Origin of the sequence: Paractinoplanes rishiriensis (assembly GCF_016862375.1) — a bacterium.
GTDB classification, from domain to species: Bacteria; Actinomycetota; Actinomycetes; order Mycobacteriales; family Micromonosporaceae; genus Actinoplanes; species Actinoplanes rishiriensis.
The window spans coordinates 89,927-112,406 of the sequence record NZ_BOMV01000039.1 but is presented as its reverse complement, the minus strand read 5'-3'; the positions used below and the strand labels follow the sequence as shown (position 1 = coordinate 112,406).

Below are 22,480 nucleotides of genomic sequence, written 5' to 3'. Positions count from 1 at the left end.
GTGAGTACTCCGCGTCCCGTCCTCGTCGTCGACTTCGGCGCCCAGTATGCCCAGCTGATCGCCCGCCGCGTCCGCGAGGCGCGGGTCTACTCGGAGATCGTGCCGCACTCGATGCCGGTCGCCGAGATGCTCGCCAAGGACCCGGCGGCGATCATCCTGTCCGGCGGTCCGTCCAGCGTCTACGAGGAGGGCGCGCCCGGCCTCGACGCGGCGCTGTTCGACAACGAGGTGCCGGTCTTCGGCATCTGCTACGGCTTCCAGGCCATGGCACAGGCGCTCGGCGGCACGGTCGCGCACACCGGCGCGCGGGAGTACGGACGTACCGTTCTGTCCGCCCAGGGTGGCACCCTGCTGCGTGACCTGCCCGCCGACCTGCCGGTGTGGATGAGCCACGGCGACAGCGTCGCGGTGGCGCCGCAGGGCTTCGCGGTCACCGCCTCCACACCGGGCGCGCCGGTCGCCGCGTTCGAGGATCTCACCGCCCGCCGGGCCGGCGTGCAGTTCCACCCCGAGGTGGCGCACACCGAGCAGGGCCAGGAGATGCTGCGCCGCTTCCTCTACGACATCGCCGGCATCGAGCCCACCTGGACGTCGTCCAACATCATCGACGAGCAGGTGGCCGCGATCCGGGCCAAGGTCGGCGACAAGCAGGTGCTGTGCGGGCTGTCCGGCGGCGTCGACTCGGCGGTCGCCGCGGCGCTCGTTCACAAGGCCGTCGGCGACCAGCTGACCTGCGTCTTCGTCGATCACGGCCTGCTCCGCGCGGGCGAGGCCGAGCAGGTCGAAAAGGACTACGTGGCGGCCACCGGCATCCGGCTCAAGGTGGTGGACGCCGCCGACACGTTCCTGGGCCATCTGGCCGGGGTGACCGACCCCGAGCAGAAACGCAAGATCATCGGCCGGGAGTTCATCCGGACCTTCGAGGCCGCGGCCCGCGAGCTGGACGCCGAGCGGCACATCGAGTTCCTGGTGCAGGGCACGCTCTACCCGGACGTGGTCGAGTCCGGCGGCGGCACCGGCACCGCCAACATCAAGTCGCACCACAACGTCGGCGGCCTGCCCGACGACCTCCAGTTCGCCCTGATCGAGCCGCTGCGCACCCTGTTCAAGGACGAGGTGCGCGCGCTCGGCGCCGAGCTGGGCCTGCCCGAGGAGATGGTGCAGCGGCACCCGTTCCCCGGCCCCGGCCTGGCCATCCGGATCATCGGCGCGGTCGACCGCGAGCGTCTCGACATCCTGCGCGCGGCCGACCTGATCGCCCGCGAGGAGCTGACCGCGGCCGGGCTCGACCGCGACGTCTGGCAGTTCCCGGTGGTGCTGCTCGCCGACGTGCGCAGCGTGGGTGTGCAGGGCGACGGCCGCACCTACGGCCACCCGGTGGTGCTGCGGCCGGTCTCCAGCGAGGACGCCATGACCGCCGACTGGTCCCGTCTGCCGTACGACGTGATCGCCCGGATCAGCACCCGGATCACCAACGAGGTCCGCGAGATCAACCGGGTGGTCCTCGACGTGACCAGCAAGCCGCCGGGCACCATCGAGTGGGAGTGATCAGACGGTCGGCGGCTGGTACCAGGTGGGGGTCGGTGCGGGTGGCGTGGCCGGCGGCTCCTCGGGCATCAAGAACCAGATGACCGGGTACGCGATCAGCGCCGTGCCCCAGGTGACCACGGCAAAGATGGCGAACGCGACCCGGATCAGCACCGGGTCGACGCCGAAGTAGCGGCCGATCCCGCTACAGACGCCGGCCACGATGCGGTCGTCGAGTGGGCGGAGGAGGCGGCGGTAGGGTGCTTCAGTCATGCCTCCATGCTGGCCGCCGCGAGGGCTCGGCGACCTCGGTGACTGCCCCGATACGACCCTGAATTCGGTCCCCCACAAGATCGGATATTACCGACACGACGGGTAACCGCCCGGGTGCTCCGTGTGTGCGTCAACGCTCTGATCTGCGGTTACGCGGCGTCATCCCCCTGTCAGGAATCTGACAGACGTTTTCTGGAGTTAAAATAATCCGGGCAGAATGCCGCCCGTGACCCCCGCACTTGAACCGCTCCGCCGGATCGCCGCCTACGCCGTCGCCACCGACGACAAAGGCCGCGTTCTGCTCGTTCGTGCCTCGAGCCGTTCCGGCACCCCCGGCGTCTGGTCGCTCCCCGGCGGCGCAGTCGACCATGGGGAGGACCCCAACCACACCGTCGTCCGCGAAACGGCGGCCGAGACCGGACTGTCGGTCGCGGTCACCGGGCTCCGTGAGGTCGTGGCCGACATGCGCTCCATGCCGCACCGCGGCGTGACCATCCACACCGACCGCCTGATCTACAGCGTGTCGATCCGCGGCGGCAACCTGGTGGACCGCGTCGGCCACCCGACCGACCTGGCCCGCTGGCACGCCCCCGAGGAGGCGGAAAAGCTGAAACTCCGGCCGTTCACGGCGGCCGCGCTCGGCTTCGGCGCCGCGTCGGCCGACCTGCGGCCGGAGGAGGCGCCCGACTTCCCGTCGTTCTACGCCTATCCCGGGCCGGACGGGCTGCACCGGGCGCAGCGGTTCGCGGCATACGCGATCGCCACCGACGCCCAGGAGAACAGCCTGCTGCTCACCCGGATCGCACCCGGCTACCCGGGCGAGGGCCGCTGGCACCTGCCCGGCGGCGGCACCGACTACGGCGAGCAGCCCGGCACCGCGCTGATCCGCGAGCTGGTCGAGGAGACCGGTCAGGAGGGCCGGCTCATCGAACTACTGGGTGTGGCCAGCCACCGTGACGCCGCGTCACTGGGCCCGGAGGGCTACCCGATCGACTGGCACGGCGTACGCGCGTTCTACCGCGTCGTGGTCGACAAGCCCACCGAGGTGGCGGTCAAGGACGTGGGCGGTTCCACCTCCGAGGCCCGCTGGATGCCGCTGCGCGCCGTGCTGGCGCTGCCCGAGGACCACCTGACCGAGGTGACCGCCGAGGCACTCCAGCGAGCGAGGCTCACTACGCTGAGCGGGTGAAGATCAGGCGGGTCGGGGCGTACGGAATCTGCCGGGACGCGTCCGGGCGGGTGCTGCTCGCCCGGAACTCGGAGCTCAGCGCGTTCCCCGGCCTCTGGACCCTGCCGGGCGGCGGCGTCGACCAGGGCGAGCATCCGGCGGATGCGGTGGTCCGGGAGTTCGGCGAGGAGACCGGTCTGTCCGTACGCGTCGACGCCCTGCACACGGTCGTCGCGGATGTGTTCCGGCTGCCGGACGACAACCTGGAGCACACCGACCGCATCCTCTACCGGGTGTCGGTCGAGGGCGGCGCCCTGCGCAACGAGGCGGAGGGCACCACCGACCTGGTCGAGTGGCTCGCGCCGGACGAGGTCGAGAAGCAACCGTTGATGCACTTCACGGCGGTTGCGCTGGAGGTCCCGTCCACCGCCGAACTGGCCGACAAGGCAGATATGCCTCATGAAAACGAGGTGAAGCGCCACCAGCGCTTCGGGGCCTATGGGGTGGTTACCGACCCGGCGGGGCGCGTCCTGCTTACTCGGATCGCCAGCGGGTATCCCGGTTCTGGACGGTGGCATCTGCCGGGTGGTGGCACCGACCACGGTGAGACCGCTGAGGAGGCGCTGACCCGGGAACTGGCCGAGGAGACATCGCAGCGCGGCCGGGTGACGACTCTGCTCCGGGTCGAGCACCACCACAACCCGGCGGCCGTCGGGCCCGAGGGGGTGCCGGTCGACTGGCACGTGATCCGGGCGCTGTTCAGGGTTTTCGTGGATGTGCCGACAGAACCGGTAGTGAGCGAGGCCGCGGGTGGATCCACCGCCGCGGCCGGCTGGTTCACCCGGGAGGAGGCGGCGGCGCTCGAGCTGACCGACTCGGCCCGGGACGCCATAGATCGAATCGATGATGAGCGAGCGAGTTAAACTCATCACAAGGAGAGGGTGCGCAGCGCTTGATCCCTCTGCCCGCCCGGAACAACACCGGATCAACGCCGGTTACACCGGTGGTCGGTCGATCTATCGCCAAGGTCGTCCGGCTGTGCAATGGTGTAACCCCGAAAAACCGGGGTCCGCGTGTGCGGCGGGCTACGGGGCCATAACCCACCGCAAAGGTGCAGGTGGGCAGACCGATCCCATGGAGGAGACACGTGCCGAGTACCCCTTGGCGCCGGCATCGCACGACGGATAGTCCCCGTCCTGCCGGACGCCGTTGGGCAGGCCGTCTGCGTCGCGGAGGAACCCTGGCGCGGCAGGCCCTGTTGGTGCGGGTGGGCCGCCGTTCCGCCGAGTCCGGGCGGGCCGCCACGGCCACCCGGGCTGAGGTGATCTACACCGGCGCCGAGCTGCACCCGACCCGGAATGCCCCCGGTGGAGCACATCTGGCCGCTCCCGCCATCGTCGCCTCGGTGGTCGAGGCGGAGGGCGTCTCGCTGCTCCCGGGCGAGCACACCACTGCTCGGCGTGTCGGTTTTGCCCTGGTCAACGCGTGCACCCTGGCCAGTCTCGGCCTCGGCCTGCTGGCGATCTTCCTGGCCATGGCCGGCGACATCCGCGCCGCGGCCGGTTGCCTGGTTGCCTGCGTGGCCTTCGACGGCCTGGACGGTGCCCTGGCCCGCCGGCTGGGCGTGTCCAGCCCGTTCGGCGCCCAGATGGACTCGCTGGCCGACATGTGCTCCTTCGGTCTGGCCGCGCCCGTGGTCGTGTACGCCTCGCTGGCGCACACCGTGCCCACCCCGGCCGCCGCGGTGGCCTGCGTGCTGGTGGCCGGCTGTGCCGCGATCCGGCTGGCCCGCTTCAACGTCTCACCCAAGGACGGCAAGTTCTTCTCCGGCGTGCCGACGACCATGGCGGCCGCGGTGCTCGCCGTGACCGTGCTGATCGGCCTGCCGCTGCCCGGCTTTGCCCTGCTCGGCGGCGTCGCGCTGCTCGCCTTCGCGATGGTTTCCAGCTTCCCGTACGCGAAGCTGGCCCGCCTCGTGAAGCTCCCGCCGTGGATGTGGCTGCTGCCGGCCGTCGGTGCCCTGGTCGACGCGCGTCTCACGTTCGTGGTGATCGTCGCGGCGTACCTACTGAGCGGCCCGGTCATGTGGGCCCGCGCCAGGCGCGCCTGATCCACCCCTGAGCAAGCGAAAGGGCCGCCCCCCACGGGGCGGCCCTTTTCGTGCCGGTCAGCGCCAGCGGGCGATCACCGAGGCTCCGCCGATCACCTTGTCGTTCACGGTGACCAGCGGCTCGGCGCGGTCGGCCGGCAGGTAGACGTCGGTACGCGAGCCGAACCGGATCAGGCCCATCCGCTCGCCGCGGGCCACCAGCGTGCCGACCGGCACCCGCTGCACGATCCGGCGGGCGATCAGGCCGGTGCGCTGGGCCACCACCACGGTGCCGCGCTCGGTGTCCAGGACCGTGTACGCCGCCACGTTGTGCTCGGCCGCCGCGGTCATCGCGTTCGCGTAGCCGCCGTCCTCGACGAAGTAGTCGGTCACCCGGCCGGCCACCGGCACCCGGTTGACGTGCACGTCGAGCACCGACAGGAACACCGCGATGCGCAGGAACTCGCCCGGCCCGAAGCGCTCGTCGGTCATCCGCTCGACCGACAGCACCTTGCCGTCGGCGGCCGCCACGACCGCGTCCGGATCGGCCGGGACGACCCGCTCGGGGTCGCGGAAGAACGCGGCCACCGGCGCGGCGGCCAGCGCCGGGAGCAGCCACAGCCGGGAGTGCGGCCGGGCGGTGCGGGCCAGCGCGGCCAGGCCGAGCGCGATGCCGGCCGCGGCCACGCCGTTCGAGTCGATGTGCATGCCCCGGGTGACCGGGACGCTGGACGGCCGGTACGCGGGTGCCAGGCCGGCTGCCGCCCGCGGGTCGGCCGCGGTGAACCGCAGCCTGTGCACGCGCAGCGGCGGCTGGTTGCGGACCACCAGGTCGGAGCCCACCCCGAACAGCGCGCCCTGCCGGAACAACTCGGCCGCGGCACCGCCGGTGCGCCCGGGCAGAGCGGGCGTGGCGAGCGTGACGACGCCACCCTCGGTCACGTACTTGCCGAGGCGGTCTAGCAGCGTACGGACGTCCTGAGCGGTGCCGGTGACCGGTTCCCCGACGATCACCACGTCGGCCGGCTGGGCCTCGTCGACGGTGTCGACCACCTTGACCCGGTCGGCGATCCAGCTGCCCAGCCCGCTGATGTGGTCGCGGAGCAGTTCGGCGGTGCTGCGTTCGCCGGCCACCAGGGTCAGCATGTCGCCGGGCAGCAGCGCCTCGACCGCTGCGGCGACCACCAGCGAGGCGTGGTCGGCGCCGATCACGAGCGCGGAGGTGGCCTCGTTGTGCCGGGCGAACTCGGCGGTCAGGGCGCGAGCGGCCGTGCTGCCGATGCCGACGATGGGAGCCTTGGACACGGCGGGGTACGGGGTCATGACCCGAGCATATTGCGCCGCCCGCGGGCAGGTTCCCCGCGGGCGGCGCAACCATCCACCAGTTGACGTGCTCAGTCCTTCTTCTGCGTCGGCTCCGTGGTCAGGTCCGGGTGCTCCTGGCGGAACCGCTCGCCGGGCTCCTCGAGGAGTTCCCGGACGATCGAGGCGTGCATCTCGGGCGGCAGGTCGCCGGGGATCTCCGGCTCGGCCGGCCGCTCGACCACCGGCGCCGGGGCGGGACGACGGCCGGAACGGATCGCGCCGAGCAGGCCGATCACCCCGAAGGCGATCAGGCCACCGGCCACCACCCAGCCGACGGCCGGCAGGTGCAGGGTGACGACCCGGGACAGCGCCCACCAGAGCGCGATCAGCAGGAAGATCAGCCCGAAGCTCAGCGAAACCCCGTCGGTGCGGTGCGGCTTCACCGGATCACCTCCACGTTGCCCGTGTCCATCTGCAGGTTGAGCTTGAGCGTGCCGCCACCGGCGCCGTCCAGGCCCTGGTCGGACAGCGACTCACTGATCGCCTCGCCGCTCTCGAACTCCTTGCCGAAGACCATCGCCCGGCCGTTCTGCAGGTCGAGGTCGGCGGTGGCGTCGACGTTCGGCGGGAGCAGCACCCGGATCTGGCCCACCTTCATGGTCAGCGTGACGTCCTGCGTCTGGTTGGCGAAGTCGACGTCGCGCAGGTCGAGGGTGGCGTTGCCGACCGTGAAGTCGTAGCGGTCGGCCACCGCGCCGGCGGTCTGCGGGCGGTAGACACTGTTGCCCAGCTCACCGCCCCAGCGCTCGGCACCGGTCGAGACCAGCAGGCCGATCGAGGTGAGGAGGGCCAGGAAGATCAGCCCGCGGGCCCGGCCGAACCAGGCGCCCACGATGAGCCCGAGCGCGATCGTGACCAGCGCGGCCGCGAAGTAGGCGGACACCGCGATGCTGGCACCGGCCATGTCGATCGCGGCCATCACGCCGAGCACCATGATCACCCCGAAGAAGGTGAGCCGGCCCAGCTTGGAGCGCTCGCGCGGCGGTTTCGGCGGCGCCGGCGGGCGGGGTGGCTGCGGCGGCGCGACCGGCTGGTGCGCCGGGCCACCCCACGGGCCGTGCGGCGCGAACGGCGGCCGGTAGCCGCTCGGCGGTGCCATCGGCGGCATCGGCGGGACCGGAGGTGCCGATGGGATCAGCGGGTCGGCCTTGGTCACCGGTTCCGAGGGCGGTGCGGTCGCGGCCGGCCCAGGGAAGCCCGGCCCAGAGAAGCCCGGCCCAGAGAAGCCCGGCCCAGCAAAACCCGGCGCGGTGTAGCCCGGCGGGGGGTAACCCGCCCCGAACTGTGCCGTGGCCGGCTCGCCGGGCGCGGTTCCGGGCGGCGGAAAGGCGGCGGCCTCGGTGCGCTGCGGCCCGCCCCGCTTGATCAGCAGGATCGCGCCCACGATCACGGCGGCCGCGAGCAGGCTGGCCCGCATCCCGTCGTTCACGATGAAGGCGAACGAGATCACCGCGCCGGCCGCGAGCAGGATGATCGACATCCGCGACATGCCGGAACGGCCCTTGCCGAGCAGCGACTCGATCGGCGAGACGCGGTCGCCCTCGCCCGGGATGACCAGCCAGCCGATCAGGTAGAGCAGCAGGCCCACGCCGGTCATGATGGCCAGCACGGTGACCAGGACCCGCCACAGCACCGGGTCGGTGTTGGTGGCCCGGGCCAGCGCGGCGCAGACGCCCGCGACGTACCGGCCCTCCTTCGGGCGTACGAGCTGGTCTTTGGAGAAAGAGGGACCAGGGGACCCGGCGGGAGGCGGCGTCCAAGCCGGCGGAATCTCCTCGGTCGGCGGCTCCGCCGACGGCGAACCGGAGGAAGCCGGCGAAGCAGACGAAGCGGAGGAGTCGGTGGGGGTCGGGTCCGGCCCGGGAGCCGGAGGAGCGGTCTTGGCGGCGGGCTCGGAAGTCGCCGGCACGTCCTGCGACGGACCGGACGGGCCCCGCGATTCGGCAGCTTCGTCGTTCATGTCATCGATCCTGGCCGCCCACCCACCCGAGGCGCTTCCGGCACCGACCCTGAGCCCACCCTGAGATCCTGGGGGCCGGATACCGGGGGAAGTTCCCCGTGGCCGCGGGCCTCCGGACGTGTGACGATCGGAGGACCGACCGAGGAGGAGCCATCACCACCGCAGTCAACCCACCCACACGCCGGTTGTACCGGCCGCGGGACCACCGGATCATCGCCGGGGTCGCGGCCGGCCTGGCGGAGCATCTGGGTGTGCCGCTGCTGGCGGTTCGCATCGCGCTCGTCGTGCTCCTCAGCTTCAGCGGCCTGGGCCTGCTCCTCTACGCCGCGTTCTGGGCCGTGCTGCCGCAACAGATTCCCACCGACGGCCAGCCGCCGCGCCGCGATCTGGCCATGCTGCTGCCGTTCGGTGCGATCGGACTCGGTGTCATTCTGCTCCAGGCGCTGGTCTTCAAGGACAGCGTGGCCGGGCCGGTGGGCTGGCTGATCGCGGTGGTCGCGGTTGGCGCCGGCATCATCTGGCACCAGTCCGACCCGTCCCGGCGCGGCCAGTGGGCCGGCAACCTGCCGCAGACCCCGTGGCTGGCCGCGGTGGTGGCCGAGAGCGACCGGCGGTTCTTTCTGCTCCGCTTCATCGGCGGCGGCGTGCTGGTGGCCACCGGCATCATCGGCCTGGTCGCGGTGTACGCCCCGGCCGAGTCGCTCACCTCGGTGTTCAACGGCGTGATCTTCGCGCTGGTGGGCCTGCTCGGGGTGGGCGTGGTGGCCGCGCCGCTGCTCTACCGGATGTTCAACCAGTTGCGCGCCGAGCGCGAGGGCCGGATCCGCGAGCAGGAGCGCGCCGAACTGGCCGCCATGATCCACGACCAGGTGCTGCACACGCTCGCGCTGATCCAGCGCAACTCGGCCGACATCAAAGAGGTGCAGCGGCTGGCCCGCGGCCAGGAGCGCAGCCTGCGCAACTGGCTCTACAAGCCGACCGCCTCGCCGACCGAGCGCTTTGCCGCCGCCCTCGAGCAGGCGGCTGCCGAGGTCGAGGACACGTACGCGATCACCGTGGAGACCGTGGTGGTGGGCGACACCCCGTGCGACGAACGGGTGGCGGCGCTGGTCGCGGCGGCCCGCGAGGCCCTGGTGAACGCGGCCCGGCACGCCGGCGTGCAGACCGTCTCGCTGTACGCCGAGGTGGAGGACGACGAACTCAGCGTCTTCGTCCGCGATCGTGGCGCCGGTTTCGAGCTGTCCGGCGTGGAGGAGTCCCGGCACGGGGTGCGAGGCTCGATCATCGGCCGGATGAAACGCCACGGCGGGCGGGCCGAGATCCGCAGCACGCCCGGGGAGGGCACCGAGGTGCGGCTCATGCTGCCGACCTCACGGGACAATGTCGTGACCACCGGGAAGGAGACAGTGCGATGACCGAATCGACGTCGTCGGAGGGTCGCCGGCTCGCCGTCTTCCTGGTCGACGACCACGCCATGTTCCGCGCCGGGGTGCGCGCCGAACTGGGCGTGCACGTGGACGTGGTGGGCGAGGCCAGCACGGTGGCCGAGGCGGTCAGCAAGATCGCCGCCCTCGAGCCGGACGTGGTGCTGCTCGACGTGCACATGCCGGACGGCGGTGGCCGCGCCGTGCTGGACGCCATGCGCCGCAGTCACCCGCACGTCCGCTTCCTGGCGCTCTCGGTGTCGGACGCCGCCGAGGACGTGATCGGCCTGATCCGGGCCGGCGCCCGCGGCTACGTCACCAAGACCATCTCGCCCGACGAGCTGGCCGCCGCGATCAAGCGGGTGGCCGACGGCGACGCGGTGTTCAGCCCCCGGCTGGCCGGGTTCGTGCTGGACGCGTTCGCCTCCCGCCCGGACGTACCGGTGGCCGACCCCGAGCTCGACCAGCTGACGAACCGAGAGCGCGAGGTGCTGCGGCTGCTCGCCCGCGGCTACGCGTACAAGGAGATCGCCAAGGAGCTGTTCATCTCGATCAAGACGGTTGAGACGCACGTCTCCAACGTTCTGCGCAAACTGCAGATGAGCAACCGTTACGAGCTGTCACGATGGGCGGCCGACCGGCGACTGGTCTGATCGAGTCCGGAGGTTTTCCGCGGGCGTGGTTACTATCGGGCTGAATAGAGCGACTCACACATCCCCCGTGAGCCCTTGAAGGAGATTCTCCCCATGCCCGGGAAAGGCTCTTGGAAGATGGCGGCCGGCGTGGCCGCCATCTCCTTGTTGGCGGCTGGTTGCACCGGCGACTCCGACGACGACCAGGCACTGCCCAACTCGATCTCGATCGGCATCGTCGAGCCGGACAGCCTGATCCCGGCCAACACCACCGAGTCCAACGGCTCGCAGGTGCTGGCGTCGCTGTTCTATCCGCTGGTCCGGTTCGACGACAAGAGCCAGCCCTACCCGGTGGCCGCCGAGTCGATCACGCGCGACAAGGCCAACAAGGTCTGGACGATCAAGCTGCGCCCCGGCTTCACCTTCAGCAACGGCGAACCGGTCACCGCGGACAATTACCTCAACGCGTGGAACTACGGTGCGTACAAGCCGAACGGGCAGTTGGCGTCGTACTTCTTCAGCCGGATCGACGGCTACGCCGAGATGCAGTCGGTCGACCCGGACGGCGAGGGACCGCAGGAGGCGCCGGCTCCCCGGGCCGGCAAGCTGCGCGGCCTCAAGAAGGTCAACGACCTCTCGTTCACAGTGACGCTGTCGTCCGGGTTCACCGGTTGGCAGTCGGTGCTGGCGTCGGACGCGTTCTATCCGCTGCCGAAGGCGGCGTTCGGTCCGGACGGCGCGCTGGCACCGGGTTTCGGTGACGCGCCGATCGGCAACGGGCCGTTCAAGATGCGCGGCGCCTGGGAGCGTGGCAAACAGATCCAGGTGGAGAAGGTGCCCGGCTTCAAGGGCACGGCGCCCAAGGTCGACGGCATCACGTGGAAGATTTACAAGGGTCTGAACGCGCAGTACGAGGATCTGAAGGCCGGCGACCTGGACGTCGAGACCAGGCTGCCGCTGGACAAACTGGACACCGCCGCGGACGAACTGGGTGATCGCGTCCAGCAGAGTCCGAGTTCGGCGTTCGCGTTCGTCGGCTTCCCCGCGTACCAGAAAGATTTCCAGAAGAAGGAGGTCCGTCGCGCGATTTCGATGGCCGTCAACCGCCAGGAGATGACCGACACGATCTTCAAGGGTGCCGAGACGCCGGCGACGTCGTTCGTGTCCCCGGTGGTGGCCGGCTACCGCGAGAACTCCTGCGGCGAGTACTGCGAGTACAACCCCACCAAGGCCCGCGAGCTCTACACCCAGGCCGGCGGCCCGCCCAGCATCACCATTGCGTACAACGTGGATGGTGGACATCAGGCCTGGGTCGACGTGATGTGTGCCCAGATCACGGCGTCGCTGGGTGTGGAGTGCAAGGGTGTCACCGAGCCCACCTTCGCCGGACTGCTCGGCAAGGTGCGCAAGCAGGAAGATGTCGGGCTGATCCGGCTGGCGTGGACCATGGACTACCCGCTGATGGAAAACTTCCTCGCCCAGCTCTACACCACCGACGGCTCCTCCAACTACTACGGCTGGAGCAACACGGCGTTCGACAGCCTGGTGCGCGAGGGTGCCGAGGCCCCGACCGCGGCCGCCGCGCAGCAGAAGTGGCAGCAGGCCGAGGACATCCTGGCCGACGAGATGCCGGTGCTGCCGCTGCGGTTCGGGCAGAACGTGTTCGCCCACTCGACGCGGGTCTCGAACGTCACGATGGATCTCTTCCAGAAGGTGGACATCTACCAGATCGCGCTGGTGGGCTGACCAACCCGGGCTGGCTAGAGCGGCCCGCGCCCCGCCCGCAGGATCATCAGGGCGATCTGGGTGCCGTCCGGGCCCAGGGCGGACCGGAAGCGGTCGACGATCTCGCGCTCGCGGGACAGCACCAGCCGGGTGCCGCCGCTGGCCATCCGGGTCTTGCCCACCGTCTGGGAGAGCCGGGCTCGCTCCAGCCACAGGTCGATGATGGCCTGGTCGATCTCGTCGATCCGCTCGCGCATGCCGCGGATCTCGTCGGCCGCCAAGGGCTCCCCGGCTCCGGTCGTCTGGTCCACCACGTCGGCGGTCATTTCGTGCTCCTCGGGTGCTTGCGCCCCGGTCGACCCGGCCCGGGCAGCATCAAGCCCCGGGCTGGGAAGCCCGGGGCTCGAAGTAGGTCTGTCGTTCAGACGCGGCCTACGGCTGCCGGACCTCCGGTGCCGTAGTAAAAAAATCGCGTCTGCTGAATCACGAGCCGAGTATGCCCCCGCCTCGAACCCAACCGCAAGAAAACCGCCCGATCCGTGAGACGGACCGGGCGAACTTTCTCACGCCGTCGTGCTGATCCGGTTGGCCGGACCGGGCGCCACCGGGGAGGCGGGACCGCCCAGGTAGGCGATCAGCGCGTCCACGTCGAAGCCCGGCGCGGTCACCCGGTCGGTGCCGGCGGTCAGCGTCGAGAACCCGTCGCCGCCGTTGGCCAGGAAGTCGTTGGTGGTGACCCGGTAGGTCGCGGCCGGGTCGATCGGGGTGCCGTTCAGGGCCAGGTTGGTGACCTTGGAACCGGCCGCCGCCGAGGCGCTCCAGGTGTAGGTCAGGCCCGCGGAGACCTGCAGGATGCGCTGCGTGGTCTGGCCCTTGTGCCCGACGAACTGCTGCTCCAGGACGTCCCGGAGCTGCGCGCCGGTGAACGTCTGGGTGACCACCAGGTTGTTGAACGGCTGGACCGTGAACGCCTCGCCGTACGTGACCTGGCCGTTGGCCTCGCCGCCCGCGGACGCCTCGGCGTCGAAGTCGGCGCGGATGCCGCCCGGGTTCATCAGCGCGATCTGGGCGCCGGCGCCGCTCGTGTAGGCCAGCTGGCCATCGGCGATCACGTCACCGAGGGGCGACTCACCGGCGGCGGTGGCCGTCCGGGTGATGTCGGCCGTGATGGCGCCGACCACGCGGTTCGCGATCGGGGCCACGGCGGTGCGGTACTTGTCGGCGATCCTCTTGGCGTCCGGGTCGACCGTGTCGGGGTTCTTGAGGTAGACGCCGGCGGCGTCGCGCTGCCAGCCGCCGCTGCCGTCCGGCACGCCGTTCTCGACGATCACGTTGCGGGCCGAGATGCCGGCCCAGCGGCCGGTGCGCTGGTTCAGCGTGTAGTCGACGTCGGTGATGATCTGGCCGTTGTTGCCGGCGCTGGTGACCACGGTGTCGGCGCCGGACCGGTTGGGCAGGCTGCAGGTGTAGAACCGGTGCGTGTGACCGGACACCACGAGGCCGAACTCGGGGTTCAGGCCCTTCACGATGTCGACCACCGGGCCGGAGAAGTTGTGGCAGGCCGAGACGCCCGGCGTGGGTGTGGCCGTGCCCTGCTGGCCGCCCTCGTGCAGCAGCAGCACCTGGGCCTTGACGCCGAACAGCTTCAGCAGGTTGCCCCACTTGTTCGCGGTCTCCACCTCGTCGGTGAAGCGCACGCTGGCGATGCCGGCCGGGTTGACGATGCTCGGCGTGCCCTCCAGCGTCATGCCGACGAAGCCCACCGGCACGCCGTTCACGATCTTGATGTCGACCGGCGGGAGGATCGGCAGGCCGGTCTTCTTGTCGATGGTGTTGGCCGCGAGATAGGTGAACTTGGCACCGCGGTACGGGTCGCCGTCCTGGCAGCCGTCCGTCGGGTGGCAGCCGCCGCGCTGGATGCGCAGCAGTTCGGTCACGCCCTCGTCGAACTCGTGGTTGCCCACCGAGCTGATCTGCAGGCCGACCTGGTTCATCAGCTCGATCGTCGGCTCGTCGTGGAACGCGGCGCTGACCAGCGGGGTGGCACCGATCAGGTCACCGGCGCCGACCGTGAGGGTGGTCGCGCCCGCTGCCTTCGCCTCGGCGCGGAGCTTTTTGAGGTACGTGGCCAGGTATTCCACGCCGCCGGCCGGGGTGCTGGTGCCGGAGGCGTTGACCACGGCACCGCTGCCGCTCGGCGGGTCGATCGCACCGTGGAAGTCGTTGTAGCTGAGGAACTGGCCCTGGACGGAACCGCCGTGCGGCTGCCCGTACGACACGCTGACCGGCGTGAACTCGGCCGGCGGGGCGTCGGTGGCCGGAGTCGACGGGGTGCGGGCCGCCGGCAGGGTGATGACGACGGCCAGAGCCAGGGCTGGTGCGGCGAGATGGCGCAGCACCGACCGGCCGCGGAATCGCGGACTGTCCATGGTATTCGGTCTCCCGATCGGATTAAGGGTCAACCAACGCAGCACAGCCTGAGCTATCGATGCAGGTGAGCGCTACCTCCTGCAGGTGACAAGTCGATTGCTGATCGGCTATCCGACCTGCTGGCCGACCTACTGGCCGGCTTGCTGGCGGAGCCGATCGACGCAGGTCTGTTCGACGCTCGCGAAGCTGCGGCCGAAGACGCTGCGCGCGGCCACCTCGAGCGTGTTCCCCAGTCGCAGTCTAAGCCGGACGAACTCCATGGCCCGGGCTTCGCCGAACTTGGTGACCAGGCACTCGACCGCGAAGTGCCCGTGCGCGTAGAACGCCGCCACCTCGGCCTTTCCGGCGCCGTCGCGCAGCGGGGGCACGGCCAGCCGGGTGGGCCTGCGCAAAACCGAGAGGTTGTACGTCTGACCGGCCGCGCGCGGTCGCATCCCGATGTACTCGGCGACGCCCTCCACCAGCCACATGTCGTGCACGCCCGGCTGCACGCCGCCGATCGTGGCGACGTGGCCCAGTTCGTGCTGGATTACCTCGCGCAGCGCGGCCCGGTTCCGGATCCGGTTCAGGTGGATCACCACGTCGGCGCCGGCACCGGCGAGCGGCTGCATGTACCCCGCTGCCCAGTCGGTCCCCTTTCCGCCGTACCAGATCCGCCATTGCTTTTCCGACGCCAGAAAGATCCGGTAGCGAGCCTGCCGGTTGCCGGCCAGGGCGGCGTAGCGGTCATCGATCGTGGCGGCCTCGTCGGCGATCCGCACCACCTCGGCCAGCCGCCCGGCCAGGACCTTCGGGGCCGCGACCGTGACCCGCCGGCCCTGTGCCACCACCAGGTCGCCCGACTCCCAGGGGGTGGGTTGCAGCTTGGTGGGGCGCTGCGGCTTGGTGAGTTTGATGAGCCGGTACGCGGTACCGCTGCGCTCGAAAGTCAGGGTCTGCGCGATGCTCGGCCGGTCATTGGTGCAGGCCGTGAAGCAGTACGCCAGCTCGACGGCCAGGGCCGGCAGCCGGCCGCCGGTGATCCGGTATTCCACTGTGGTCACCCGCAGGGCCCGCAGTGTCCGGTAAAGACCGAGGTAGCGGCCGTGCAGGGCGGGCGCCACCGGGGCCAGCCAGCCGGCCCGGTCGCCACGCCCGAGGGCGGCGGCCTGTTTGTGCAGTATCTGGCGGACCTGTTCGAGCGGCGCGGGCGGGCCGGCCGCGACCGCACCGGCCGCGATCACCTGATCCGGGTCGTCCTCGCCGGGTCCGGAGAACGCCGAGACCGCGCTGACTCCCAGGACCACGGCCAGGATGGCGCCGCAGATCCGCCGGACTCCGTCGTGCGTGACTGTGACATCGAGCACCGCGCCCCCTCGGCCCCTGTCGGCCGATTCAAACAGATTCCGCGCCGCCGCACAGTCCCCGATTCTTGTCGGGGGGTGGGCCTAGACTTGCCACCGCGATGCGAGCTACCTCCGAACCCCAGAACAACGCCCTGTTCGCCATGCCCGCGGTCCGGGAGGCGCCCCCGTCCGATCCGGCCCGGTCTCAGCCGGCCCCGTCCGATCCGGCCCGCAAGGCCCGCCGGTTCGACACCGAGGCCCTGCTGACCGGGCTCAACGGCCCACAGCGCGACGCGGTCACCCACTCCGGCACGCCGCTGCTGATCGTGGCCGGCGCCGGCTCCGGCAAGACCCGGGTGCTGACCCACCGCATCGCCTACCTGCTCGGCGAACGCCATGTGCACCCCGGCGAGATCATCGCGATCACCTTCACCAACAAGGCGGCCGGCGAGATGAAGGAGCGGGTCGCCCACCTGGTCGGCCCGCGCGCCCGGCTGATGTGGGTGTCGACGTTCCACTCCGCCTGCGTGCGCATCCTGCGCGCCGAACACGAGCACGCCGGCCTCAAGAGCTCGTTCTCGATCTACGACGCCGACGACTCGCGCCGGCTCATGCAGCTGGTGGTCCGCGAGCTCGACCTCGACCCCAAGCGGTACACCCCGCGCGGCCTGGCGGCCCAGGTGTCCAACCTGAAAAACGAGCTGGTCGAGCCCGAGGAGTTCAAGGACAAGGCCAAGGGCCCCACCGAGCGGGCGGTCGCCGAGGCGTACGAGCTCTATCAGCGCCGCCTGCGCGAGGCGCACGCGCTCGACTTCGACGACATCATCATGGCCACGGTGCACCTGTTCCAGTCGCATCCGCACGTCGCCGAGGCGTACCGCCGACGTTTCCGGCACGTGCTTGTCGACGAATACCAGGACACCAACCACGCGCAATACATGCTGGTCCGCGAGCTGGTCGGGCAGCCGGGGGGCGACGTGCCACCGGGCGAGCTGTGCGTGGTGGGCGACGCCGACCAGTCGATCTACGCGTTCCGCGGCGCCACCATCCGCAACATCCTGGAGTTCGAACGCGACTACCCGGATGCCCGCACCATTCTGCTCGAGCAGAACTACCGCTCCACGCAGACGATCCTGACCGCCGCCAACGCGGTGATCGACCGCAACACGTCGCGCAAGCCCAAACGGCTGTGGAGCGACCAGGGCCAGGGCGAGCAGATCGTCGGATACGTGGCCGACACCGAGCACGCCGAGGCCGACTGGGTGGCCCGCGAGATCGACCGGCTGCACGACCGCGAAAACGTCCGTCCCGGCGACGTGGCCGTCTTCTATCGCACCAACGCCCAGTCCCGGGTGTTCGAGGAGGTGTTCATCCGGGTCGGCCTGCCCTACAAGGTGGTCGGCGGGGTGCGTTTCTACGAGCGCAAAGAGGTCCGGGACGCCCTGGCGTACCTGCGCGCCCTGGTCAACGACGACGACACGGTCAGCATCCGCCGGGTGCTCAACACCCCGAAACGCGGCATCGGCGACCGTGCCGAGGCGTGCGTCGAGGCCCTGTCGGCCCGCGACCGCATCTCGTTCGGCCAGGCGCTGCGGCACGCCAAGGACGCGCCCGGCATCGCGGCCCGCTCGGCCAACGCGATCGCCGACTTCGTGCACATGCTCGACGACCTGCGGGTGATCGCCGAGACGGCGCCGCCCGAGGAGGTGCTCGAGGCCGTGCTCCAGCGGTCCGGCCTGCTCAGCGAGCTGGAGGAGAGCCTCGACCCGCAAGACCAGGGCCGGGTCGAAAACCTCCAGGAACTCGTCAGCGTCGCCCGGGAGTACACCGAACGGGTGGAGGCCCAGGCCGAGGAGGACGCGCCGCAGGCGGCCACGCTGGCCGGCTTCCTCGAGCAGGTGGCGCTGGTCGCCGACGCCGACCAGCTGCCCGACGACGACCCGGAAAACCAGGGCGTCGTCACCCTGATGACCCTGCACACGGCGAAGGGCCTGGAGTTCCCGGTGGTCTTCCTCACCGGCCTAGAGGACGGCGTGTTCCCGCACATGCGCGCCATGAGCGACAACACCGAACTCGAGGAGGAGCGCCGCCTCGCGTACGTCGGCATCACCCGGGCCCGCCAGCGGCTCTACCTGTCCCGCGCGGTCACCCGGGGTGCCTGGGGCCAGCCACAATACAACCCACCGTCCCGCTTCACCGACGAGTTGCCCCCCGAGCTGATCCGCTGGGAGCGCACGGCCGGTTCCTACACGTCCTGGTCCGGTACGGGCGGCGGCGTGGGTGGCCGGGGCGGCGGTGACCGGGCCCGCGGCGGCGGCTTCGCGGGCGGCACGCCCAAGGCCCAGCAACTGGCCAGCCGCCTGGGCATCGACGCCAGCAAACTGGCCACCGCCAGCGAGTTGCCGCAGGCCCCCAAGGTCGCGGTCGGCGACCGGGTCAACCATCAGCGCTACGGCCTGGGCCGCGTCGTCGCGGTCGAGGGCCAGGGCCCCGGCGCTCGAGCCCAGATCGACTTCGGCGACCAGGTGATGTGGCTGATCATGCGCCACGCCCCGATCGAAAAGATTTAACACCCGCGGATGTCGACCCCGCGCGCACGCAGCCAGGCGGTCGGTTCCACCGGGTCCTGGTAGGGCCCCTGACGCACCTCGAAGTGCAGATGGGGCCCGGTCGAGTGCCCGGTCGACCCCTCGTGTCCGACCGGCTGCCCGGCCCGGACCCGCTGCCCGGCCACCACGCCGATCGCCGCGAGGTGGCCGTAGTGCGTGCGGTATCCGTCGCCGTGGTCGATCAGCACGGCATTGCCGTACCCACCCTCGACGCCGGCCCGCACCACGACGCCGGTGCCGGTCGCCACGATCGGTGTGCCCGCGGGCGCGGCGAGGTCGACGCCTTGGTGCTCCCGTCCCCACCGCGGCCCGAAACAGGACGTGACGGTCGCCGTCGGGTTGGGGTGGACCCATTGTCCTGGGGCGCGGCGGCTGGCGGGCGCCTTGAGCCGAACGGTTTCAGCGGGCAGACCAGCTCCGTTGGCCAAAGCCCCTGAACCGCTCCCCACTCCCGCGCCGTGCCTTCCTCGCGAACCTTCCCGTCCTCCCGAGCCGGTTCCGCTTCCCGCGCCGGTTTCCCCTCCCGAGCTGGTTTCTCTACCCCCACCGCGCGAAGCGGGCGCAAGGTTGGAGCCGGATAAATCGGGCGACGCGAGGGCGCGGTGGGGCGCGGGTGCATCGGTTGGGCCTGGTGCGAGCAGCGCGGGAATGTCCGACTGGGCGGCTGCGGTGGTGCCGCCGGCCACGCCGGTCAGGAGGGCGGCGCCCATCGTGCTGCTGAGCAGGAGCGTGCGGCGGTTCTGGGGGAGTGGGGCGCGATGGCGCGCGGCGTGCACGCGGCGGTGACGACCGGTGCGATGACGACCTGACACGTCATGATCGTCGGCCCGGTGCGGCCGGGCCTGAGGGAAAGCGGGGTCAGGAGGCGTTGGCCGCCATGCCGGCGTACACCGACTCGACCTGGAGCTTGATGTCGACGCCGCGCTGGCGGAGGAACGGGATCGGGTCGACCGGGTTGCCCTTGCTGTGCACCTCGATGTGCAGGTGCGTGCCGAACGAGGCGCCGGTGCTGCCGACCTCGCCGATCATCTGGCCGGCCTTCACCTGGTCGCCGGCCTTGACCAGGACGCGACGGGAGTGGGCGTAGATGACCTCGGTGCCGTCGTCGTTCTTGACCGTGATCGAGTAGCCGTAGCCACCGTCGTAGCCGGCCTTGATCACCGTGCCGGCGTGGATCGCCTTGTACGGGGTGCCCTCGCGGGCGGCCAGGTCGACGCCGGCGTGCAGTTTGCCCCAGCGGACGCCGTACGCGGAGGTGAAGACGTAATCGTCGAGCGGCAGCAGCCAGACGTCGCGCGCGGCTTCCTCGGCGCTGACCTTCTCTTTGCTGACGGCTTCGCGGTTCTCATTACGCGAGGCGGCCTTGTCGTCGGACTCGCGCTGGGCGATCGCCTCGGAGACGTTGGCGCTCTCCAGGCCGCGCAGCGCCTCGGCGTTCGGAGCCTTGATGTCCGGCAGGTTGGACGCGGCGCCGAGGGCCACCACACCAGCGCCCATGAAGGCGGAGGTGACGACGACGGCATAACGACTGCGAGGTGGGGTAGGTACGCGACGACGGCCGCGATACCGGTCGGGCTCAGACGACAAGCGCTGGCGCACGAACTAACCCTCCATCGGTGGTAATACGGTGGCGGTCACCGGCCGAATTTCCGGCCGTTCGGTGCCCGTCCTGGCTGCCGGTTCGGGGTTAACCGGTTGACAGCCGTGGGCCACGGTAACGAAACGGCCGCCGCGCCACAAGTCGAAGCGCCAATTCCGTGACAGTTACCGGTCCGCATTCAGGAGAGAATGTCCGAATTCGTTACCTTTTTCGAACAGCTTCGTTGCCCACTCTCTGTGATTATCTAAGAAACGCAAAGTCAGGTGACGCAGAATACATTTTCGGTCACTCTTGGTGATCTCTGTTAGCGGAAGCCGACTACCCCGGCCCCCTCGCGCGGGTTACCGTTCGTTCAGGACAACGGTGTTCCGGGACGCGGAGGGTCGGATGGAAGCACGGATCAGGGTGGTCGTCGCCAAACCGGGGCTGGACGGGCACGACCGTGGCGCCAAGGTGGTGGCCCGCGCGCTGCGTGACGCGGGTATGGAAGTGGTCTACACCGGTCTGCACCAGACGCCGGAGCAGATCGTCGGCACGGCCATTCAGGAGGACGCGGACGCGATCGGTTTGTCCGTTCTGTCCGGGGCGCACATGACATTGTTCCGCCGCGTAATCGAACTGCTAGCGGAACGTGATGCAGATGACATCGTGGTATTCGGCGGCGGCATCATTCCGGCCGACGACATTGCCGAATTGGAGGCACTGGGGGTTGCCAAGATTTTCACCCCGGGAGCCACCACGGCATCCATCATCCAATGGGTACGCGCCAATGTGAGTTCGCCGGTCGCGTAACGGCAAGGGGAGAGGCCGGACGCACCCCTCACACGTCCGGCCTCTCTATGCACGATGCCCCGCCGCCACCCCTCGACCGACAGGGCATCGGCCGCTCGCATTCGGTTCGCCGTAGCGCTCCGACACCACTCTCAACGACGCCCTCCGGGGCGGGTTACGCGAGCGCGGACAGCTTTTTGAGTACGGCGTACGTGTGCGGTCTTGCACACCGCGCACCCGCGGCTACGGGCTGCTCCTCAGGGTCGCTAGTCTGCGAAGAGGGCCCCTTCGGGCCGGACATTCTTCACGCTGGCGGCGCCTCGGCGGACCCGGCGCGCACACAGGTCGGGACGCGGGCGGTGTGGCTTGCCGGTGCTTGGCGTCGCGAGCGAAAGGAGACACGTGGACCTGTTCGAGTATCAGGGGCGGGACCTGTTCGAACGGCACGGACTGCCCGTGCTGGGCGGCGGTGTCGCGGAGACCCCGCAGGAGGCCCGCGCGATCGCGGAGCGGCTCGGCGGCAAGGTCGTCGTGAAGGCCCAGGTCAAGGTCGGCGGCCGGGGCAAGGCCGGCGGCGTCAAGCTGGCCGACGGCGCCGACGAGGCGCAGGCTCGGGCCACCGACATCCTGGGCATGGACATCAAGGGCCACACGGTCCACAAGGTGATGCTGGCCGAGACGGCCGACATCCAGGAGGAGTACTACTTCTCCTACCTGCTCGACCGCGCCAACCGTACGTTCCTGTGCATCGCGAGCGTGGCCGGCGGCATGGAGATCGAGACGGTCGCCGAGGAGCAGCCGGACCGGGTTGCCAAGATCGCGATCGACGCCGTCAAGGGCGTCGACGAGGCCAAGGCCCGCGAGATCGTGACCGCCGCCAAGTTCCCGGCCGAGGTCAGCGAGCACGTCGTCGACATCGCGGTGAAGCTCTGGCAGGCGTTCGTGGCCGAGGACGCCACGCTCGTCGAGGTCAACCCGCTGGCCAAGGTCGGTGACGGCCGGGTGCTCTGCCTGGACGCCAAGATCACGCTGGACGAGAACGCGTCGTTCCGGCACCCGGACCACGAGGCGCTGGTCGACCAGTCCGCGGTCGACCCGCTGGAGCAGGCGGCCAAGGCCAAGAACCTCAACTACGTCAAGCTGGACGGCGAGGTCGGCATCATCGGCAACGGCGCCGGCCTGGTCATGTCGACCCTCGACGTGGTGGCGTACGCGGGTGAGAAGCACGGCGGGGTCAAGCCGGCCAACTTCCTCGACATCGGCGGCGGCGCCAGCGCCCAGGTGATGGCGAACGGCCTCGAGATCGTGCTCGGCGACCCGGCGGTCAAGTCGGTCTTCGTGAACGTCTTCGGCGGCATCACCGCCTGCGACGAGGTGGCCAACGGCATCGTCCAGGCCCTCGCCCTGCTCGGCGAGCGCGGCGAGAGCGTGTCCAAGCCGCTCGTGGTCCGCCTTGACGGCAACAACGCCGAGGCCGGCCGCGCCATCCTCGACGGAGCGAACAACCCGCTGGTGGAGCGGGTGGACACGATGGACGGAGCGGCCGAGCGGGCCGCCGAGCTCGCGGCTGCGGGGAAGTGAC

General features: G+C 70.4%; 19 protein-coding genes. 10 read left to right on the top strand and 9 right to left on the bottom strand.

All coding sequences use genetic code 11. From position 1 onward, the window contains the following. Window positions 1–1,548: a glutamine-hydrolyzing GMP synthase gene (gene guaA, locus Ari01nite_RS17405; RefSeq protein ID WP_203782304.1), complete on the top strand. Its 1,548-nt coding sequence runs from the start codon at window positions 1–3 to the stop codon at window positions 1,546–1,548. Here guaA and Ari01nite_RS17400 read toward each other — a convergent pair whose 3' ends face one another. Next, window positions 1,549–1,800, bottom strand: coding sequence for a PspC domain-containing protein (locus Ari01nite_RS17400; RefSeq protein WP_203782303.1), 252 nt, complete (start codon window positions 1,798–1,800; stop codon window positions 1,549–1,551). It abuts the gene before it with no gap. A 226-nt stretch (window positions 1,801–2,026) separates the two neighbouring features. On the opposite strand from Ari01nite_RS17400, the gene Ari01nite_RS17395 reads away from it, so the two are divergent. From Ari01nite_RS17395 to Ari01nite_RS17385, 3 genes are all read left to right on the top strand, one after another. Further along, entirely contained in the window at window positions 2,027–2,989 is a 963-nt protein-coding gene (locus tag Ari01nite_RS17395; RefSeq protein ID WP_203782302.1) for an NUDIX hydrolase, read from the top strand. Next, window positions 2,986–3,891, top strand: coding sequence for an NUDIX hydrolase (locus Ari01nite_RS17390; RefSeq protein ID WP_203782301.1), 906 nt, complete (start codon window positions 2,986–2,988; stop codon window positions 3,889–3,891). The genes Ari01nite_RS17395 and Ari01nite_RS17390 overlap by 4 nt, the downstream gene beginning before the upstream one ends. Window positions 3,892–4,115: 224 nt before the next feature. Continuing rightward, window positions 4,116–5,078, top strand: a complete 963-nt coding sequence (locus tag Ari01nite_RS17385; RefSeq protein ID WP_438872186.1) for a CDP-alcohol phosphatidyltransferase family protein — start codon at window positions 4,116–4,118, stop codon at window positions 5,076–5,078. 57 nt (window positions 5,079–5,135) lie between these two features. Here Ari01nite_RS17385 and Ari01nite_RS17380 read toward each other — a convergent pair whose 3' ends face one another. The 3 genes from Ari01nite_RS17380 to Ari01nite_RS17370 all read right to left on the bottom strand — a co-directional run bounded on the left by Ari01nite_RS17380 (window position 5,136) and on the right by Ari01nite_RS17370 (window position 8,382). Continuing rightward, a complete protein-coding gene (locus Ari01nite_RS17380) occupies window positions 5,136–6,380 on the bottom strand; it encodes a phosphatidylserine decarboxylase (RefSeq protein WP_203782300.1) in 1,245 nt (414 codons plus the stop codon). A gap of 71 nt (window positions 6,381–6,451) precedes the next feature. Next, window positions 6,452–6,805 carry a phage holin family protein gene (locus tag Ari01nite_RS17375; RefSeq protein ID WP_203782299.1) on the bottom strand — a complete coding sequence of 118 codons (354 nt, stop codon included), beginning with the start codon at window positions 6,803–6,805 and terminating at the stop codon, window positions 6,452–6,454. After that, window positions 6,802–8,382 carry a PspC domain-containing protein gene (locus Ari01nite_RS17370; RefSeq protein WP_203782298.1) on the bottom strand — a complete coding sequence of 527 codons (1,581 nt, stop codon included), beginning with the start codon at window positions 8,380–8,382 and terminating at the stop codon, window positions 6,802–6,804. The genes Ari01nite_RS17375 and Ari01nite_RS17370 overlap by 4 nt, the downstream gene beginning before the upstream one ends. A 185-nt stretch (window positions 8,383–8,567) precedes the next feature. Between Ari01nite_RS17370 and Ari01nite_RS17365 the strand changes: the two genes are divergently transcribed. The 3 genes from Ari01nite_RS17365 to Ari01nite_RS17355 all read left to right on the top strand — a co-directional run bounded on the left by Ari01nite_RS17365 (window position 8,568) and on the right by Ari01nite_RS17355 (window position 12,184). Next, window positions 8,568–9,797 carry an ATP-binding protein gene (locus tag Ari01nite_RS17365; RefSeq protein WP_203782297.1) on the top strand — a complete coding sequence of 410 codons (1,230 nt, stop codon included), beginning with the start codon at window positions 8,568–8,570 and terminating at the stop codon, window positions 9,795–9,797. Then, window positions 9,794–10,459: a response regulator gene (locus Ari01nite_RS17360; protein WP_203782296.1), complete on the top strand. Its 666-nt coding sequence runs from the start codon at window positions 9,794–9,796 to the stop codon at window positions 10,457–10,459. The genes Ari01nite_RS17365 and Ari01nite_RS17360 overlap by 4 nt, the downstream gene beginning before the upstream one ends. A gap of 93 nt (window positions 10,460–10,552) precedes the next feature. Next, window positions 10,553–12,184, top strand: a complete 1,632-nt coding sequence (locus tag Ari01nite_RS17355; RefSeq protein WP_239162815.1) for a peptide ABC transporter substrate-binding protein — start codon at window positions 10,553–10,555, stop codon at window positions 12,182–12,184. A 14-nt stretch (window positions 12,185–12,198) separates the two neighbouring features. Here Ari01nite_RS17355 and Ari01nite_RS17350 read toward each other — a convergent pair whose 3' ends face one another. From Ari01nite_RS17350 to Ari01nite_RS17340, 3 genes are all read right to left on the bottom strand, one after another. Continuing rightward, window positions 12,199–12,489, bottom strand: coding sequence for a chorismate mutase (locus Ari01nite_RS17350; RefSeq protein ID WP_203782295.1), 291 nt, complete (start codon window positions 12,487–12,489; stop codon window positions 12,199–12,201). Between the two features lie 237 nt (window positions 12,490–12,726). Beyond that, the gene (locus Ari01nite_RS17345) at window positions 12,727–14,517 is read right to left on the bottom strand and encodes a bifunctional metallophosphatase/5'-nucleotidase (protein WP_498371176.1); all 1,791 of its coding nucleotides are present in this window, start codon (window positions 14,515–14,517) and stop codon (window positions 12,727–12,729) included. A 204-nt stretch (window positions 14,518–14,721) separates the two neighbouring features. After that, window positions 14,722–15,939 (bottom strand): hypothetical protein, encoded by a 1,218-nt coding sequence (locus Ari01nite_RS17340; protein ID WP_203782293.1) that lies wholly within the window; start codon window positions 15,937–15,939, stop codon window positions 14,722–14,724. Window positions 15,940–16,079: 140 nt separating this feature from the next. Here Ari01nite_RS17340 and pcrA point away from each other — a divergent pair, with 140 nt between their 5' ends. Then, window positions 16,080–18,488: a DNA helicase PcrA gene (pcrA, locus tag Ari01nite_RS17335; RefSeq protein WP_203782438.1), complete on the top strand. Its 2,409-nt coding sequence runs from the start codon at window positions 16,080–16,082 to the stop codon at window positions 18,486–18,488. Here the strand turns inward: pcrA and Ari01nite_RS50935 are convergent. Continuing rightward, window positions 18,485–19,237 (bottom strand): M23 family metallopeptidase, encoded by a 753-nt coding sequence (locus tag Ari01nite_RS50935; RefSeq protein ID WP_203782292.1) that lies wholly within the window; start codon window positions 19,235–19,237, stop codon window positions 18,485–18,487. The two genes, pcrA and Ari01nite_RS50935, sit on opposite strands and share 4 nt — an antisense overlap. A 148-nt stretch (window positions 19,238–19,385) precedes the next feature. Next, the gene (locus Ari01nite_RS17325; RefSeq protein ID WP_203782291.1) at window positions 19,386–20,126 is read right to left on the bottom strand and encodes a M23 family metallopeptidase; all 741 of its coding nucleotides are present in this window, start codon (window positions 20,124–20,126) and stop codon (window positions 19,386–19,388) included. 388 nt (window positions 20,127–20,514) lie between these two features. On the opposite strand from Ari01nite_RS17325, the gene icmB reads away from it, so the two are divergent. Together icmB and sucC are read left to right on the top strand one after the other, a co-directional pair. Then, a complete protein-coding gene (gene icmB / locus Ari01nite_RS17320; RefSeq protein WP_203782290.1) occupies window positions 20,515–20,919 on the top strand; it encodes a coenzyme B12-dependent isobutyryl CoA mutase small subunit in 405 nt (134 codons plus the stop codon). A gap of 381 nt (window positions 20,920–21,300) precedes the next feature. Further along, window positions 21,301–22,479, top strand: a complete 1,179-nt coding sequence (gene sucC, locus Ari01nite_RS17315) for an ADP-forming succinate--CoA ligase subunit beta (RefSeq protein WP_203782289.1) — start codon at window positions 21,301–21,303, stop codon at window positions 22,477–22,479. Window position 22,480 lies beyond the last annotated feature (1 nt).

Bases quoted from the DNA above. Each gene is read 5' to 3' on its own strand.
- Ari01nite_RS17400 (WP_203782303.1), bottom strand. From the start codon at position 1,800: ATGACTGAAGCACCCTACCGCCGCCTCCTCCGCCCACTCGACGACCGC.
- Ari01nite_RS17380 (WP_203782300.1), bottom strand. From the start codon at position 6,380: ATGACCCCGTACCCCGCCGTGTCCAAGGCTCCCATCGTCGGCATCGGC.
- Ari01nite_RS17370 (WP_203782298.1), bottom strand. From the start codon at position 8,382: ATGAACGACGAAGCTGCCGAATCGCGGGGCCCGTCCGGTCCGTCGCAG.
- Ari01nite_RS17360 (WP_203782296.1), top strand. From the start codon at position 9,794: ATGACCGAATCGACGTCGTCGGAGGGTCGCCGGCTCGCCGTCTTCCTG.
- Ari01nite_RS17355 (WP_239162815.1), top strand. From the start codon at position 10,553: ATGCCCGGGAAAGGCTCTTGGAAGATGGCGGCCGGCGTGGCCGCCATC.
- Ari01nite_RS17350 (WP_203782295.1), bottom strand. From the start codon at position 12,489: ATGACCGCCGACGTGGTGGACCAGACGACCGGAGCCGGGGAGCCCTTG.
- pcrA (WP_203782438.1), top strand. From the start codon at position 16,080: ATGCCCGCGGTCCGGGAGGCGCCCCCGTCCGATCCGGCCCGGTCTCAG.
- Ari01nite_RS50935 (WP_203782292.1), bottom strand. From the start codon at position 19,237: ATGGGCGCCGCCCTCCTGACCGGCGTGGCCGGCGGCACCACCGCAGCC.
- icmB (WP_203782290.1), top strand. From the start codon at position 20,515: ATGGAAGCACGGATCAGGGTGGTCGTCGCCAAACCGGGGCTGGACGGG.